Raw genomic sequence first — 16,530 nt, forward strand, 5'->3', positions numbered from 1 at the left:
TCGCCACCCCCACATTCCATGGGGGCGCGCCCCTTGTTTTTTTGTGGGGGGGGGGGGGGGGGGGGGGGGGGGGGGGGGGGGGGGGGGCCGCGGCCCCCCCCCCCCCCCCCCCACCGCTACAGGTGGGCGAGCTTCTCCAGCACGGGCGCCGCCTTGCGCAGCGTCTCCCACTCGTCCTCGTCCAGGCCCTCGGCGAGGGTGGTCAGCCAGGCGTTCCGCTTGGAGCGGCTCTCTTCGAGCATGGCTTCCGCCTGCTCGGTCTGGCTGACCATCTTCTGGCGACGGTCATCGGGGTGCGGTTCGAGTCTGACCAGTCCCTTCGCCTCCAGCAGCGCGACGATGCGAGTCATCGACGGAGGCTGCACATGCTCCTTGCGGGCCAGCTCACCGGGCGTGGCCGAACCGCAGCGGGCGAGCGTGCCGAGCACCGACATCTCGGTGGGGCTCAGCGACTCGTCGACGCGCTGGTGCTTCAGGCGTCGGCCGAGCAGCATCACGGCGGAGCGTAGGGAGCTCACGGCGGCCGCACTGTCGCCGTCGTGGATCAGGTCAGGCATGTTTATTAGGGTAACTCATTACCTACCCTAAAGACCATTCGTGTTACACGCGCGAGAGGCAGATCACCTGATCGATCACCCGAACGAGTGAGTCGGCTCCGGAAAGTGACGCGAAACGACCTCCTGGGCCGTAACCCTGCTTGCCATGGGATCGACTGTGCTCAGCCTGCGGATAGACGGTGAGCTGCTCGACCGGCTCCGGCAGCATGCCGCCAAACGCGGAATGAGCGTCCAGGACTATGTGGTCCGGACGCTCATTCGCGATGACTTCGACGAGCGCTTCAAGGCGGCCGTCGACGAGACGGAGAAGTTCTACGGCCCGGAAGGGACCGCGGGAGTCAGGGCGGAAGGGGTCACGTGAGGCCGAGGGCCGGCATCGCGTAGTAGAAGACGAAGACCGCCGACACCACGTACATGGCGAGCGGCACCTCGCGCCAGCGCCCCGCCACCACCCGCAGCACGGAGAAGGCGATGAAGCCGATGCCGATGCCGTTGGTGATCGAGTAGGTGAACGGCATCATCAGCATGGCCAGGAACGCCGGGATGGCGAGCGTGTAGTCGCTCCAGTCGATGTCGCGGACCGAACCCGAGATGATCAGGAAGCCGACCGCCAGCAGAGCCGGGGTGGCCGCCTGCGACGGGACCATGGTCGCCAGCGGCGTCAGGAACAGCGCGGCCGTGAACAGCAGACCCGTCACGATGCTCGCGAGACCGGTGCGGGCCCCCTCGCCGACACCCGCGGTGGACTCCACGAAGCAGGTGCCCGCGGAGGCGGAACTCGCACCGCCCGCGGCGACCGCGATGCCGTCCACGAACAGCACCTTGTTGATGCCGGGGAAGTTGCCGTCCTTGTCGGTCAGCTTGGCCTCGTCGCCGACACCCAGGATGGTGCCCATCGCGTCGAAGAAGCAGGACAGCAGCACGGTGAAGACGAACAGGATGCCGGTGAGGACGCCGACCTTGTGGAAGCCGCCGAACAGGCTGACCTGGCCGAGCAGCCCGAAGTCCGGGGTGGAGACCGGGTTGCCCGGCCACTGCGGGACGGTCAGGCCCCACGCCTCGCCCGGCAGGCCGGCGATCGCGTTGATAATCAGCGCCACCGCCGTCATCGCGACGATGGAGATCAGGATGGCGCCCGACACCTTGCGGACGATCAGCGCGAGGGTGAGCAGCGCGCCGAGGACGAAGACGAGGACCGGCCAGCCGTTGAGGTGGCCGTCGCCGCCGAGCTGAAGCGGAACGGTGGTGTGCGCGGCGTCCGGTATGCGGGAGACGAAGCCCGAGTCGACCAGGCCGATCAGCAGGATGAAGAGACCGATACCGATCGCGATGCCCTTGCGGAGCGACTTCGGTACGGCGTGCATCACGCGTTCCCGCAGCCCCGTCGCGACCAGCAGCATGACCACGATGCCCGCGAGGACGACCATGCCCATCGCGTCCGGCCAGGTCATCTTCGGGGCGAGCTGGAGGGCGACGACCGTGTTGACGCCGAGCCCGGCGGCCAGCGCGATCGGCACATTGCCGATGACACCCATGAGGAGGGTGGAGAAGGCCGCGGTCACCACGGTGGCGGTGACCAGCTGACCATGACTGAGGTAGTGATCGTTTATGTCTTTCGCGCTACCGAGAATGATCGGGTTCAGCACGATGATGTACGCCATGGCGAAGAACGTGGCGAATCCGCCGCGGATCTCACGTGCGACCGACGAGCCCCGCTCGGAGATCTTGAAGAAACGATCCAGGCCGCCGTGCGGCTGAGGGGCCGTGGAGGGGGTGGAATCGACCGGAGCGGTGGCCGAGGGGGACATGTATGACCTCAGTCGTACGTAGAGGGAGTTAAAAGTGGTCAGCTTTGGACTTTCACACGAATAAATCGAGACATCCGTAAGCAGATTCAGTATGAATACATAAGGCGAAGATCGCTATCTCCGCGCGTAGACCCTTGGGCCGACCGGCCCGACGGCCTTATTCATGCCGCCCTTACGGGCTACGGGAGGGCGCGACAGGGCGCGCCATACACTGAGGCCATGGCGAAGTGGACACCGAAGCACGAGGCACCCGAGCCCCTGGAGGGGCCCGTCGTCGCCACCATCACCGGCGGCACGATCCTCTGGTTCGTCCTCTTCCTGGTCCAGTTGCCGTTCTACGGCTGGTTCGACGATCACGGACACCTGTGGTGGGTCTGGACCTGCCTGGCCGGTGCCGGACTCGGCCTGATCGGCATCTGGTACGTACGGGGGCGCGACGCGGCGCTCAAGCGGGCCGCCGCGGCGGCCGGGGCCGAGGCCTCCGACACCTCCGCGCCGGGCGCCGGGACGGACACCGGAGGCACGTCCGGCGCCACGGCCTGACCGACCGGCCCCGCCCGCACACCCTCCGGCGCCGCGCGCACACCGTGCGGCATCACCCGCCGCCGCCCGGAACCGCGCTCGTAGCGCCCCGCGCCGGGGTCCGCATACCACCGCAGGACCATTCGCCTCCGTTCCCCTCCTCCCCCGGTCTGATCTTCGGACCCCCAGTGGGTGAATCGGACCATCCACCCGTACCGTCGGAACCATGACGCAGCGGGCACCCCATTCCTCCGGCGAGCAGACCCCCGAGACTTCCGGCTCCGTCGGCCTTCCCCGGCCGGCCATGATCGACGCCGGATCCGAACTCGACCCGGTCCACCCGATGAAGCTGCCGGCCGCGGCCCTGAGCACCCGTGGGCTGACCGCGGCCGAGGTGGCCGAACGGATCGCCCGCGGTGAGGTCAACGACGTACCCGTCCGCTCGTCCCGCTCCGTCCGCGAGATCGTCCGCGCCAACGTCTTCACCCGGTTCAACCTGATCATCGGCGTGCTCTGGCTGATCATGCTGTTCGTCGCGCCGATCCAGGACAGCCTCTTCGGCTTCGTGATCATCGCCAACACCGGCATCGGCATCATCCAGGAGTGGCGGGCCAAGAAGACGCTGGACAGCCTCGCGGTCATCGGCGAGGCCAAACCCACGGTGCGGCGCGACGGTGTCTCGGCCGAGATCTCCACCTCCGAGATCGTCCTCGGTGATCTCGTCGAACTGGGACCCGGGGACAAGGTCGTCGTGGACGGCACGGTCGCCGAGGCCGACAGCCTGGAGATCGACGAATCGCTGCTCACCGGCGAGGCCGACCCGGTGCTGAAGCAGCCCGGCGATCACGTGATGTCCGGCAGCTTCGTCGTCGCGGGCGGCGGATCGTTCGCCGCCACGAAGGTCGGCCGCGAGGCCTACGCCGCACAGCTCGCCGAGGAGGCGTCCCGCTTCACCCTCGTCCAGTCCGAGCTGCGCACCGGCATCTCCACCATCCTCAAGTACGTCACCTGGATGATGGTGCCGACCGCGATCGGCCTCATCATCAGCCAGCTCGTCGTGAACAACAACGACTTCAAGGGGTCGGTCGCCCGGACAGTCGGCGGCATCGTCCCGATGATCCCGGAGGGCCTGGTGCTGCTCACCTCGGTCGCCTTCGCGATCGGGGTCGTACGGCTCGGCCGCAAGCAGTGCCTGGTGCAGGAGCTCCCCGCCATCGAGGGACTGGCCCGCGTCGACGTCGTCTGCCTGGACAAGACGGGCACCCTCACCGAGGGCGGCATGGACGTCACCGAGGTGCGGATGCTGAGCGGTGCGGACGACACCTACATCCACCGCGTGCTGGGCGCCCTCGGCGCCTCCGACCCGCGGCCCAACGCCAGCCTGCAGGCCATCGTCGACGCCTACCCGGACGGCGAGGAGTGGCGGTGCACGCAGTCGCTGCCGTTCTCCTCGGCCCGCAAGTACAGCGGTGCCGCGTTCGACGAGGGCGGCGGCCGGGCGTCGGCCTGGCTGCTCGGCGCGCCCGACGTGCTGCTGCCCGACCAGGACCCGGCGCTCACCGAGATCGAACAGCTCAACGAGCAGGGGCTGCGGGTGCTGCTGCTGGCGCGTGCGCAGGGCGCGCTCGAAGGGCCGGACATGGCCACCGGGGCCGTACCGAGCGCGCTGGTCGTACTGGAGCAGCGGCTGCGGCCCGACGCCGGGGAGACGCTGGCCTACTTCGCCGACCAGCGGGTCGCCACCAAGGTCATCTCCGGCGACAACGCGGTCTCCGTCGGCGCGGTCGCCGGAAAGCTCGGCCTGCCGGGCGCCGAGAACACCCTGGACGCCCGTCGGCTGCCCACCGACCCGGACGACATGGCCACGGCCATGGAGGAGAACGCGGTCTTCGGCCGGGTCACCCCGCAGCAGAAGCGGGACATGGTCGCCGCGCTCCAGTCCCGCGGCCACACCGTCGCGATGACCGGTGACGGCGTCAACGACGTGCTGGCGCTGAAGGACGCCGACATCGGTGTCTCCATGGGTTCCGGCTCCGAGGCGACCCGGGCCGTCGCCCAGATCGTGCTGCTCAACAACAGCTTCGCGACACTGCCGTCCGTCGTCGCCGAGGGCCGCCGGGTGATCGGCAACATCACCCGCGTCGCCACCCTGTTCCTGACCAAGACCGTCTACTCGGTGCTGCTGGCGATCCTGGTGGTCTGCTTCCAGGTCGACTACCCGTTCCTGCCGCGCCACCTGACCCTGCTGTCGACGCTGACGATCGGCGTCCCGGCGTTCTTCCTCGCGCTGGCCCCCAACAAGGAACGGGCCCATCCGCACTTCGTGCGCCGCGTCATGCGGTACGCGATCCCGTCGGGCACCATCGCGGCCGTCGCCACCTTCGTGACGTATCTGTTGGCCCGGCAGTACTACTCCGGTACGGATGCGCTGGGCGCGGAGACCAGCGTGGCCACACTCACACTGTTCCTGATCTCGATGTGGGTCCTGGCGATCATCGCCCGTCCGTACACCTGGTGGCGGATCTGCCTGGTGGTGGCGATGGGCGTGGCGTTCCTGGTCGTGCTGGTGGTGCCGTGGCTGCAGAACTTCTTCGCGCTCAAGCTGGTGGGAGCGACGATGCCGTGGACCGCGGTGGGGATCGCCGTGGTGGCATCGGTCGTCCTGGAGTACGCCTGGCGGCTGGTCGGCCGCCGCTTCCCGGCGTAACGCCCCGCCCCTCGAACGCGAACGGGCCGTGCCCGGGAGGACGGAAGCCCCCCCGGCACGGCCCGGAGCGTTACGCGGTGGTGCGCGGTGGCACCTGTGCGTACGGAGGTACTACTTCACGGCGACGAAGTCGCCCGCGGCGTTGACGGCCGGGGTGGTGGACGTACCGGCGAAGCTGTAGCGCCAGTAACCGTCGACCGTGGCCTTGGACGTGGTCTTCAGGTTGCCGGTGCTGTTCGTCTTGATGGTCTTGATGGTGGTGTAGGTGGAGCTGGTCTTCTTGCGGAACTGGAGCTTCACCGACTGTCCGGTGTAGCCCTGGTACTTGAAGGTCTCCCAGTTGGCCCGCGAGAGCTTGCCGGTGATCGTGATCGTCCCGCCCTTCTTGACGGGCTCCGGGGCGGCGTTCACCGTCAGCTTCGACAGCCGCTGCACGCGGGCGGTGCTGTAGAAGTCGGTGTAGGCGATGTCGTTTCCGTTACCGGCGAGCGCAGCCGCGGTGACGTGCCAGGTGCCGGCCAGGGAGTTCTTGTACAGGTCGTAGCGCGGGTAGATCGTGAAGGTCAACTTGCAGGTCGAGGTCGTCGCGTTGACCTTGGTGCACTTCGCCTCGTCCTCGTTCGGCAGGATGGCCCCGTCGATGGTGTTCTCGGAGGACGGGTCCGTGCCGTGCCACAGGTCGACGTAGGCGTCGGCGACACCGGACGCGTGCGACGCGGTGACCGAAACGGAGATCGTCTTCGCGGCCGTGGTGCCCAGGACGATGTCCTTGCCGCCGTTGACGACGACCTTCGAGATGACGGGTTCCGCCGTGGCCGCGCGGGTGGCCGCGGCGGCCTTCGACGATCCCTTGGCGGCGGTGCCGAATACCTCGGCACCCGAAGTCGGCTTGTGCAGGTTCGCAGCAGAGTGGTCGCCCGCCTGGGCGGCCGGAACGGCCAGAGCGGACAGGGCCAGGGCGCCGGAGACGGCAGCAACAGTGGCACGAATGCGCATATGTTTCCCCAGTGGAGAAAGGGGCCCCGCGGGTACGTGGTGCGGCCCGGGCGGGGCTCGTTGGGTCTGAGAGTCTGCTGACTCGAAAGACCAGACCTCTTACGCATGTGAAGGGTTGTACGCAAAGTGGAGTTCTTGTGTGTCGTCCCGCGGTGAGAAACGCGTCGACCCACGCGGAGGGCCGTGCCCGGGGACGGAAACCGTCCCCGGGCACGGCCCGAAGTGGTGCATGTGGCGCGACGGAAATTACTTCACGTCGACGAAGTCACCCGCGGCCGAGACGGCCGGGGTGGTGGACGTACCGGCGAAGCTGTAGCGCCAGTAACCGTCGACCGACGCCTTGACCGTGGTCTTCAGGGTGCCGGTGCTGCTCGACTTGATCGTCTTGATCGTGGTGTACGTGGAGCTGGTCTTCTTACGGAACTGGAGCTTCACCGGCTGCGTGGCGTAGCCGTGGTATTTCAGGTCGTCGAAGTTCGCCCGCGACAGCTTGCCGGTGACCGTGATCGTCCCGCCCTTCTTCACGGGCTCCGGAGCGGCGTCGACCGTCAGCTTCGACAGCCGCTGCACACGGGCCGTGCCCAAGCCGTCCTGCAGCGCGAAGCCGATCTTGCTGACGTCGGGGTTCCTCGGGTCCTGGCCGTTGTAGTCGACGGCGAAGCCCATCGCCTTCCACGTCGTGGCGTCGGCGTTGCCGATCAGGTCGACCTGCGGCCAGATGGCGATCTGGCCCTTGCAGGTGGCGACCGTGGAGGAGACGGCCTTGCAGGTGGGGGCGGCATCGCCGTAGAGCTCGTTCGTCGGGCCGTCGAACGAGCCGCGGTAGAGCTCGACATCGAGCGCGAAGTCCGAGGCGAAGATGTTCACATCGGCGGCGTGCGTCACGGTGAACGTGGTCGGCACGGTCTTCGTGGCGGTGGTGCCCACGGCGATCGGCTTGCCGCCGTTCACCGTGAACTTGGAGAAGGTGAGGTCGAGCTGACCGGGGGTGCTCTCGGCCGCGAGGGAGCGCGCGCCGGACTCGGCGCCGGAGCCGGCAGCGGCAGTGGACTGAGCGGCACGCGCGACGTCACTGACGGTCGAGCGGTGCGTGTCGTCGGCCTGGGCCGCCGACGGAATGACAAGGGCGGAGAGAGCCAGGGCGCCGGTCACGGCGGCCACGGTGGCACGAATGCGCATGTTCATTCCCCAACAGGAGAAGGGGCCCACGGAGGTCGTCCGCCAACAGGCCCAAGATCGTCTGTGAAGCCTGATGGCTTCAGCAGGAGAGACCACCGGGACATGTGAACGGTTGTGCGCCTGTTGGGGATTTCTCGTGCAATCGCCCCGTGCTCCGGCACGGATGCACTTCGGCCCCGCACCGGCCGGTCAGTCGAACCAGCGGTCCCGGGCCAGTTCCTCCGTACGGGACGGGTCCTCCAGCAGCGCCGCGACCTCGAAGCGGCGCGGCCACTGACCGGCCGCCCAGGCCAGCCCCGCCGCGACCCCTTCCAGCGTGGCGGCGTGCACGGTCCCGTCGGGGGTGCGGCGCCAGTCCAGTTCGACGCCGCCCGCGCGCAGTTCGGCGTGTTCGAGGTACGAGTCCGGGGTTCCGGCGCCGAGCAGCACCCGTACCGAATCCGGCACGCGGTGCTCCTCGCCCTCCGTCGTCACCTCCGCCTCGACGCTCTCGCCGAGCCGCCGCACCTGGAAGAGCTCGGCCAGATCGGCCGCGCGCGTCGGGGCGACCGGCAGCAGCGGAAGCCCGCCGGTGAGCGGAAGCAGGTCAGGGGCGTCCGCGATCACGGCGTCCGCCGCGTCGACCACCCGGGCCTCGCCGTCGACCACGGCCCGCAGTTCGTCGGGGAGCGTGACCTGTTCCGGGTCGAGATCGGCCAGCGCCGTGTACAGGGAGTGCAGTTGTACGGGGCCGACCTCACGGTCCTCGTCCGCGAGCCGGCCGAGGAGTTCGGCGGCGCCGCCGGGCTCGTCGAGGAGTGCGGCCACGGACGTCCGTACGCCGAGGGCGCGCAGCACCTGGGCGTCGTCGAAACCGGTCGCGTCGGCGGAGTCGTACAGCCCGGCCAGCCGCGGGTCGCCGGACGCCGCCCGCAGACCGGCCGGGCGACGGCCGTCGAGCACGGGGTGGTCGCGCAGCCACCAGGCCGTGTACGGGCGGACGGACTGCGTCGTGCCGTCGGGCAGCAGCACCCGCACCGGCTGGGTGAGCGCGTCGCGCAACGGCGGCTGGGCGAGCAGCGCGAGCGCCTGCGGCCAGGCGTCGTCGTCGACGAGGTCCAGGTCGCGGACGGCGACGAGTTCGGTGGCGACCGGCGGCACGGGCGAATCCGGCAGCTGGTCGAGGACGTCCTCGCACCACACGTCCACGGCGTCGAGCAGACCGGCGTCGTCGGGCTCGGCGAAATCGCCGTCGCGGGGCTCCAGTTCGTCCGGGTCCAGGACGACGTCGGCGGCCCGCACCAGGGCGAAGGTGGCGAGCACCCCGCAGGCGGTGAGCGGCTGCGCTCCCCAGCGGTCGGTCAGTTCCTGGTCGCAGAGGGCGAGTTCCCCCTCCCGCATGATGGCTGCGAACGGACTTCCGGGCAGCACGAGTTCACCGGCGGGCGCCGGCTCGCCGTCCTCGTCGGGAAGGGCGAGCGCGCCGAGCCAGGGTTCGTCGCCGGGTGCCAGTTCGGCGTCCCGTACGAGGGTGAGGACGGTCTCGGCGAGTTCCTCGGCGTCCAGCGCGTCCTCGTCCCAGATCTCGCCCACGTCGAGCGATCCGGCGACGGCGGCCCGCACCTGCGGGGTCGTCAGCACGGCGCGGGGCGTGGCGGGCAGGGCGCCCAGCTTCTCCAGCAACGGATGAGCGGCGTCCGGGTGGGCGACCTTCAGACCGAGCCGGGCGAGGCGCTCCAGGACCGGGCCGGTGAGGGCGTCCGGGAGCGGGAGGAGGACCTGGCGGGGGCCGATGGCGGTGCGAGGGGAGGCCGGGGTCCCGGCGTCCACCGCCTGCGCACCGGCGAGTGGGACCGGCAGGCCGGACAGACGGTCCGGGTCGATGCCGGACAGGCTGTCGTACAGCCGCCGCCACCAGCCGGGGTCGCGTTCCAGCCCGGCGAGCCGGTCGATCGCCTCGGTCAGCGGGACGCGGGCGACACCGAGGGTGCGCAGTTCGCTGCGGCGCTCCAGTCCGGCGGGCAGCAGGCACGGCAGGACCTCGGCGAGCACCCGTACGGTCTCGGCGCCGACGCCCTCCAGCACTTCGGCCTCAATGGGGCGCAGCGCGGTGGGGGCCGCCTCGCGGATGCCGCCCGCCGCCGCGTCCCAGCTGTCCCACCCGTCCGCTTCGGCGGCGGGGTCGCGCGGGGCGGCGGGTTCCAGGAACGCGATGCGCGGCAGCCGCTCCAGGATCGCGCCGCGCAGGGCGCCGTCCAGTTCGCCCTTGCCGAGCGGCCCGGGGACGAGGTCGATGGTGTCGATGGACAGCGGCTGCCAGCCGGCGAGCAGTTCGGCGTACGCGTCGGCCGCGCGCTGCACCAGGAAGTCGGTGAGCGGCCCGGGGGCGGGGTGACGGCGGGTGGTGTCGAGCGGCAGCGACGCGATGAGCAGCGCGGGGATGCCGAGGGGTTCGTCGGTGGGGGTCGGCGCGTGGACGACGGGGGCGGTGCGGGGGCGTACCGGGGCGCCCTCCGCGTCCACCGGGACCGCCCAGGTGACCGACCAGTGCGGGCGGAGCCGTTCCTCACGGGGCCGGTCGGCGAGCAGGGCGGGCTCGACGGCACCGTGCCGGACGGCGGTCCGCCAGCGGTGCGTGCCGTGCGCGGAGTCCTCGACGTGGGTGTACGGGCCGTGCTGCGAACGGCGCAGCGTCCGCACGGCGTCCGGGGTCTCGATCACGACCTCGTCGAGACCGCGCAGGGTGAGCAGGAGCGCGTCGTCGACCGCGGTGAGCAGCCGGACGACGAGGTCCTCGGCGCCGCCGTCGCGCAGCGGAAGGACGACGACGGTGTCGTACCCGTCGGGTGCGGTGCCCTCGGCGGGCAGCGGGAGCCGCAGCAGTGGTACGTGGCCGTCGCGGCGGCGGAGCTCGTCGCCGAGGCCGGGACTGGCGACGGCCGCCCGTGCGGCGAGGTCGCGGGCCTCGGCGAGGGACCAGCGGACGCCGCCGTGCCGGCCGACGACGGCGGGCTCGTCGCTCACGGCGAGCACGGCGGCGAACCCGACGCCGAACCTGCCGACGGCGCCCTCGTGGCCCTCGCGCTTGGCGGAGGCGCGCAGGGTGGAGAGCGATTCCACGCCGGTGGCGTCGAGAGGGGCGCCGGTGTTGGCGGCGGCGAGTACGGCGGGGGCGTCCGCGGTCGCCGCGTGCAGGGTCAGGCGGAGCCGGCCGGGGACCTGTGCGCGGGCGGCGGCGTCGGCGGCGTTCTGGGCCAGCTCGACGACGAGGCGGTCGCGGTAGCCGCCGAGCGCGAGGTCCTCCTCGGCGTTGGCGTCCTCACGGAACCTGGCGGGGCCGGCACCCCAGGCGTCGAGCACACCGCGTCGCAGCCGTGCGGTCCCGAACGGATCGGCCCCCTCGGTCGCATTCATGCTCACGCTCTGACTCCGCTCTTCTCCGGTTACACGTTGCTCGTGCCGCCAAGTGTGCGCCTGAAGGTACCGGGTCCTCTCACCGGACGGGGCGCCGCGAACGGCACTCCACGCGGGGGATGGCGCATCTGCCCCACTCAGGGGGCCGGGTTCCGTCCTCGAACGCCGGACGGACCGGGGTGCGGGCCGACCAGGGGCCTCTCGTCCGGATCAGCCCGGATGGGCAAAGGACCGTCCTCACGCGCCGGGGTGCTCCCCCGGCCGAGGCCGCCCTTGCGGGCCGGGGCGTCCCAGTGCGGGGACGGCCGGATCGGGCCCGTCCGGCGATCGTGGACGGAACCGGTGCGCCGGGGGGGCCCGCAGGCTCACCCGGAGCGCGCCGGAGCGCCCCGCAGCCCCGCGCAATGCGCACCGCGCCCCGCTCAGGAGTGACCGAGATCCTCCGTGGGGGTGTCCGCTTCCGCCGGGACCGAGCCGGAGTCCCGAGCCGGGCGCAACGGGTACTCGTCGACCTGCATCGTGTCCAGCGCGTGCGGCGCCGGCTTCGGCGGCTTCGGCATCACCGCCGCCTCCGAATGCCCGCCGCACCCGTACGACAGCGACACCACATGTCCGTCCGCCGGACCGAACTCGTTCGCGCACACCCCGAACGCCTGCTTCAGCGAGCCCGCCAGCGGCACCAGGAACGCGCAGGTCACACACGAGGCCGGGGCCGCCTGGGCCATCGGCGTCTTCGCGCCGAACGCCTCGTCCCACCGGTCGGCCGCCGCATGCAGCCCGTACCGCGAGAGCACCCGCGCCCGCCGCATGCCGAGCTCGTCCGCGACCGCCGCGATCGAGCCCCGGCTCGTCGTCGCGGGGCGCGTCGTCAGTTCCGCGTCCTCCACGTCGACGAGGTCGGTCATCTCCTGCGACATCTCGGAGACCGCGGAGTTCGGCGGCGGCTCGTCCTCGCCGGTGTAGCCGGGCTCCAGGCGGATGTCGTCCGCCTCGGTGGGCAGCAGATCGCCGGGCCCCATGTCCCCGGGGCGCAGCCGCTCGCTCCACGGCACCCACTCGGGGGCGAGGAGCGCGTCGCTGCCGGGCAGCAGCACCGTCTCGTCGAGGGTGACGTTCTTCGCGCGGGAGGCGCGCGCCACGGTCACCGCCCAGCGCCAGCCCCGGTAGCCCGGCTCCTTGCACTCGAAGAAGTGCGTGACGACCCGGTCTCCCTCGGAGACCACGGCCACATGCTCACCGACGACCCCCGGCGCGGCTGCTTCCTCGGCCGCGGCGCGGGCGAGGTCTACCGCCTCGGCGCACAGACGGTCGGGGACAGGGGTACGGGCCGTACGGCTTCGCGTCGTCGCAGCATTCACAGGTCTCGCTTCTCTCCTACGCCAGTCTCACGAGTGCGCCAGCACATCCATCGATTTCGGCCATGACGGATGGGGGCGGAGCGGACCTGGGGGCCGCGTCGACGTCCACACCCGTTGTGCCTGCCTCGGGCGCACCTTCTGCCATCCATTCTGCGGGATCGCCGATAGGCGCGCGGCCGAGGACAACCGCCGGTGGCGCGCTACGCACGCTACCCTCTCTGCCGCCCCCCGCCCACCTGCCCGTCCCAAACAGGCCGTATCCGGCTCCGGGGCCGGGCGGGGACCGCCCCGGAACGCCCGACGGCCACCGGTCGGTTCCACCGGGCCCGCCCGGCCCGGACCGGGCGGAAGACTGGCCCGACAGGGCGGAGTGTGTCCGTGCCCCGCACCGGTCCCGGTTCGTCGGTGTCATGACTGGGGCACTATGACGAAGTGACTTCCGCCAGGTCGCACAAGGATTCCGGCCCGCTCCGCAGGACGGGCCGGACGATCGGTCGTGCCCTGCGGACCCCGTTCACCGGCACCGCGAGAGGAATCCGGAAGGCGACGCACGCCCACGGTGCGGGCGAATCCGGGCTCGGCAAGCTGATCGAGCTGCACGCCGTGAACGGCGCGGGCGATGTGATGATCACGATCGCGCTCGCCTCGACGGTGTTCTTCTCCGTACCGACGGACGAGGCCCGCGGCCGTGTCGCGCTCTACCTCGCCGTCACCATGGCGCCCTTCACCCTGCTCGCCCCCGTGATCGGCCCGCTCCTGGACCATCTGCCGCACGGCCGCCGGGCCGCGATGGCCGGCGCGATGCTGGCCCGCGCGGTGCTCGCGCTCACCATGGCGGGCGCGGTCGCCACCGGCGGTCTGGAGCTGTATCCGGCCGCGCTGGGCGTCCTGGTCTGCTCGAAGGCGTACGGGGTGGTGCGCAGCGCGGTCGTGCCACGCCTGCTGCCGCCCCGCTTCTCCCTGGTGAAGGCGAACTCCCGGGTCACCCTGGCCGGGCTCCTGGCGACCGGTGTCGCCGCCCCGATCGGGGCGGGGCTGCAGACCATCGGCTCCGGCTGGCCGCTGTACGGCGCGTGCGCGATCTTCGTCGGGGGAACCGTCCTCGCCTTCACGCTGCCGCACAAGGTCGACTCCGCCAAGGGCGAGCGGAAGGCCCGGCTGGTGCTGCCGCAAGGCATGACGGCCGCCCGGCCCGCGACGAAGCGGAACGGAAGGGGCGGCGGCGCGGGGCGCCGGGAGAGGAACGGGGAGAGGCGGCCCGGCCTGCGGTCGGTGGGGCCGTCCGTGCTCAACGGGCTCCAGGCCAACACCGCGCATCGCGCGCTCTCCGGCTTCCTGATCTTCTTCCTGGCGTTCCTGCTGCGCGAGCAGCCGCTCTCCGGGCAGAGCGCCGCCGTCTCGCTCGGCATCGTCGGCGTGGCGGCCGGTGCGGGAAACGCGATCGGTACGGCGGTCGGCTCCTGGCTCCGGGCGCGCGGCCCCGAGGCGATCGTCGCCGCGGTGCTGGCCCTGGCCCTGGCCATCGCCGTGCTCGCCGCCCTGTTCTTCAGCACCGTCATGGTCGCCGCGCTCAGCGCGACGGCGGGCTTCACCCAGGCCCTGTCGAAGCTCTCACTGGACGCGATGATCCAGCGCGACGTGCCGGAGGAGGTGCGGACATCCGCGTTCGCGCGCTCCGAGACCGTGCTCCAGATGGCGTGGGTGATCGGCGGCGGAATCGGCATCGCCCTCCCCCTCAACGGCGTACTGGGCATGTCGGTCGCCGCGGGCATCCTCGCCCTGGGTGCGGCCACGTCCGTACGGGGTCTGCTGAGCGCCGCTCGGCGCGGCTCGCCGCACCCCCGCGTGGCGTGAACCGGAGCGACCGATAGCCTTCGGCCCATGACCGTTGCGTTCTTCTCCGGTAAGGGCCGTCGAATCGGCGTCGCTCTCGGTGCCGTGTCCGCAGGACTCCTCGTCCTCTCCGCCTGCAGCAAGCCGACGCCGCTCGCGACCGTAACGGTCGGCGGCAACTCGGTGAGCACCGAGGCGGCCTGCTACAACGACGGCAAGCCCCTCAAGACGTCCGAGTACCAGAGCTGCCTGAACAAGAAGGCGGAGAAGTCCGTCGAGGTCGCGATGGACGACAAGGTCCGCTTCGGCGTCGACCCGGAGATCGCGGACAACGGCTGGACGCTGTTCATCAACGGTCAGCAGGCCGAGCAGGAGCCGTACAAGAGGACCTACCGGTCCATCCCGGGCAGCGCCTTCTTCTCCAGCCAGACCGGCGAGACCACGAACAAGACGCAGATCAGCATCGTGGAGACCAAGGGCAAGCAGCTCACGGGCGTCTGGCACTTCGAGCTGAAGAAGACTTCCTGACCCTCGCCCGCCCCTCCTGACCTCGGAGGATCCGCCCCGTGCGTGTGCTCGTCGTGACCGCTGTCCCAGCAGAACGGGACGCGGTCACGCGTGCGTTCGGGGACGGGCCGGAGGTGGCCGTGCACCATGCGCCCGGTGCCGAGCTCCACCGTGTGGGCGACCCCGGCGGCGACAGCGTCGTCGATGTCCTCGCGGGCGGCGCCGGACCGGCCGCGGCCGCCGCTGCCACCGCCTTCGGCCTCGCCGCCGGCCACGCGTCCGGGCCGTACGACCTCGTCATCTCGGCCGGGATCGGCGGCGGCTTCGCACCCGTGGCGCCGGTCGGCTCGCTGGTCGTCGCGAGCGGCATCGTCGCCGCCGATCTGGGCGCGGAGACGCCCGAGGGCTTCGTGCCCGTCACCGCGCTCGGCTTCGGCCGGAACCGGCACCTCCCGCCCCGGTCGCTGGTACGGGACGTGGCCGCCGCCACCGGCGCGCTCACCGGCGAGATCCTCACCGTCTCGACCGTGACGGGCAGCGCCGAGCGCGCCGCCGCCCTGCGCGCCGCGCACCCGCGGGCCGCCGCCGAGGCCATGGAGGGCTTCGGCGTCGCCGAGGCCGCCGAACGGTCGGGCGCGGCGGTGCTGGAACTGAGGGCGGTCTCTAACGCCGTCGGCCCGCGCGACCGGGACGCGTGGCGCATCGGCGACGCGCTCGCCGCGCTCACCGGGGCGTTCGGGAAGCTCGTACCCGTACTGGAAGGTTGGACCCACCATGACCGACACGACACATGAGCCGTCGAACCCGTTGCACATCGCGTTCTCGCCGTGCCCGAACGACACCTTCGTCTTCGACGCCTGGGCGCACGGAAGGGTCCCCAGCGCGCCCGCCCTCGATGTCACCTTCGCCGACATCGACATCACCAACGGAATGGCCGAGCGCGGCGAACTGGACGTCCTCAAGGTCTCGTACGCGGTCCTGCCCTGGGTGCTGGAGGAGTACGCGCTGCTGCCGTGCGGCGGGGCGCTCGGACGGGGCTGCGGACCGCTCGTCCTCACCAAGGACGCGGGCACGGATCTGACGGGCAAGTCCGTCGCCGTGCCGAGCGAGCGCTCCACGGCGTATCTGCTGTTCCGGCTCTGGGCGGCGGAAGTGGTGCCGGGCGGGGTCGGCGAGATCGTCGTCATGCCGTTCGACGAGATCATGCCCGCCGTGCGCGACGGGAAGGTGGACGCCGGTCTCGTCATCCACGAGGCCCGTTTCACGTACCAGAACTACGGGCTGCACAACCTCGCCGACATGGGCCGGCACTGGGAGGAGACGACCGGGCTGCCGATCCCGCTCGGCGCGATCATCGCCAGGCGGTCGCTGGGCGCGGAGACGCTGAAGCTGCTCGCCGAGTCCGTGCGCACCTCGGTACGGATGGCCTGGGACGACCCGGAGGCGTCACGGCCCTACGTGCTGGAGCACGCCCAGGAGATGGACCCGGCCGTGGCGGACCAGCACATCGGTCTGTACGTCAACGAGTTCACCGCCGACCTCGGCGAGGACGGCTACGCGGCGATCCGCGGACTGCTGACCCGCGCCGCGGCCGAGGGGCTGGTACCGCCCCTCGGCCCGGACGCGCTGTCGTTCGTCTGAGAACCGACGGAAGGCCGGGGCCCTACCCG

13 protein-coding genes are annotated in these 16,530 nt (G+C 71.3%); 7 read left to right on the forward strand and 6 right to left on the reverse strand.

All coding sequences use genetic code 11. The annotated features are described in order from the left end of the window. Nucleotides 1–116: 116 nt before the first annotated feature. The gene (locus tag ACIOHC_RS08455; protein WP_327273742.1) at nt 117–557 is read right to left on the reverse strand and encodes a MarR family transcriptional regulator; all 441 of its coding nucleotides are present in this window, start codon (nt 555–557) and stop codon (nt 117–119) included. A gap of 145 nt (nt 558–702) precedes the next feature. On the opposite strand from ACIOHC_RS08455, the gene ACIOHC_RS08460 reads away from it, so the two are divergent. After that, a complete protein-coding gene (locus ACIOHC_RS08460) occupies nt 703–918 on the forward strand; it encodes a ribbon-helix-helix protein, CopG family (protein WP_351072354.1) in 216 nt (71 codons plus the stop codon). On the opposite strand, the gene ACIOHC_RS08465 is transcribed toward ACIOHC_RS08460, so the two are convergent. Next, complete coding sequence (locus tag ACIOHC_RS08465) at nt 911–2,365, reverse strand: NCS2 family permease (RefSeq protein ID WP_351072353.1); 1,455 nt, start codon at nt 2,363–2,365, stop codon at nt 911–913. The genes ACIOHC_RS08460 and ACIOHC_RS08465 overlap by 8 nt on opposite strands. A gap of 219 nt (nt 2,366–2,584) precedes the next feature. On the opposite strand from ACIOHC_RS08465, the gene ACIOHC_RS08470 reads away from it, so the two are divergent. After that, nucleotides 2,585–2,908: a DUF2530 domain-containing protein gene (locus ACIOHC_RS08470; RefSeq protein ID WP_351072351.1), complete on the forward strand. Its 324-nt coding sequence runs from the start codon at nt 2,585–2,587 to the stop codon at nt 2,906–2,908. A 205-nt stretch (nt 2,909–3,113) separates the two neighbouring features. After that, nucleotides 3,114–5,594 (forward strand): cation-translocating P-type ATPase, encoded by a 2,481-nt coding sequence (locus ACIOHC_RS08475; protein WP_401842011.1) that lies wholly within the window; start codon nt 3,114–3,116, stop codon nt 5,592–5,594. A 111-nt stretch (nt 5,595–5,705) separates the two neighbouring features. Here the strand turns inward: ACIOHC_RS08475 and ACIOHC_RS08480 are convergent, their stop codons facing one another. From ACIOHC_RS08480 to ACIOHC_RS08495, 4 genes are all read right to left on the reverse strand, one after another. After that, nucleotides 5,706–6,590 (reverse strand): DUF5707 domain-containing protein, encoded by an 885-nt coding sequence (locus ACIOHC_RS08480; protein ID WP_389636516.1) that lies wholly within the window; start codon nt 6,588–6,590, stop codon nt 5,706–5,708. Between the two features lie 246 nt (nt 6,591–6,836). After that, on the reverse strand, nt 6,837–7,769 hold the full coding sequence (locus ACIOHC_RS08485; protein ID WP_401842014.1) for a hypothetical protein: 933 nt from the start codon (nt 7,767–7,769) through the stop codon (nt 6,837–6,839). Between the two features lie 189 nt (nt 7,770–7,958). Then, entirely contained in the window at nt 7,959–11,162 is a 3,204-nt protein-coding gene (locus ACIOHC_RS08490) for a sacsin N-terminal ATP-binding-like domain-containing protein (protein ID WP_401842191.1), read from the reverse strand. A 422-nt stretch (nt 11,163–11,584) separates the two neighbouring features. Continuing rightward, nucleotides 11,585–12,520 carry a DUF3027 domain-containing protein gene (locus ACIOHC_RS08495; protein WP_351081906.1) on the reverse strand — a complete coding sequence of 312 codons (936 nt, stop codon included), beginning with the start codon at nt 12,518–12,520 and terminating at the stop codon, nt 11,585–11,587. A 432-nt stretch (nt 12,521–12,952) separates the two neighbouring features. Between ACIOHC_RS08495 and ACIOHC_RS08500 the strand changes: the two genes are divergently transcribed. Genes ACIOHC_RS08500 through ACIOHC_RS08515 form a run of 4 tightly spaced genes read left to right on the forward strand, consistent with a single transcriptional unit; the run spans nt 12,953 to nt 16,501 of the window. Beyond that, entirely contained in the window at nt 12,953–14,374 is a 1,422-nt protein-coding gene (locus ACIOHC_RS08500; RefSeq protein WP_351081904.1) for an MFS transporter, read from the forward strand. 27 nt (nt 14,375–14,401) lie between these two features. Next, nucleotides 14,402–14,881 carry a DUF2771 domain-containing protein gene (locus tag ACIOHC_RS08505; RefSeq protein ID WP_351081902.1) on the forward strand — a complete coding sequence of 160 codons (480 nt, stop codon included), beginning with the start codon at nt 14,402–14,404 and terminating at the stop codon, nt 14,879–14,881. 38 nt (nt 14,882–14,919) lie between these two features. Then, complete coding sequence (locus ACIOHC_RS08510) at nt 14,920–15,654, forward strand: futalosine hydrolase (protein ID WP_401842018.1); 735 nt, start codon at nt 14,920–14,922, stop codon at nt 15,652–15,654. Then, nucleotides 15,635–16,501 (forward strand): 1,4-dihydroxy-6-naphthoate synthase, encoded by an 867-nt coding sequence (locus tag ACIOHC_RS08515; protein WP_401842021.1) that lies wholly within the window; start codon nt 15,635–15,637, stop codon nt 16,499–16,501. Before ACIOHC_RS08510 ends, ACIOHC_RS08515 begins: the two co-directional genes overlap by 20 nt. Nucleotides 16,502–16,530 lie beyond the last annotated feature (29 nt).

The sequence above is a fragment of the Streptomyces sp. NPDC088252 genome, from assembly GCF_044740965.1.
In the GTDB taxonomy this organism is placed as follows: Bacteria; Actinomycetota; Actinomycetes; order Streptomycetales; family Streptomycetaceae; genus Streptomyces.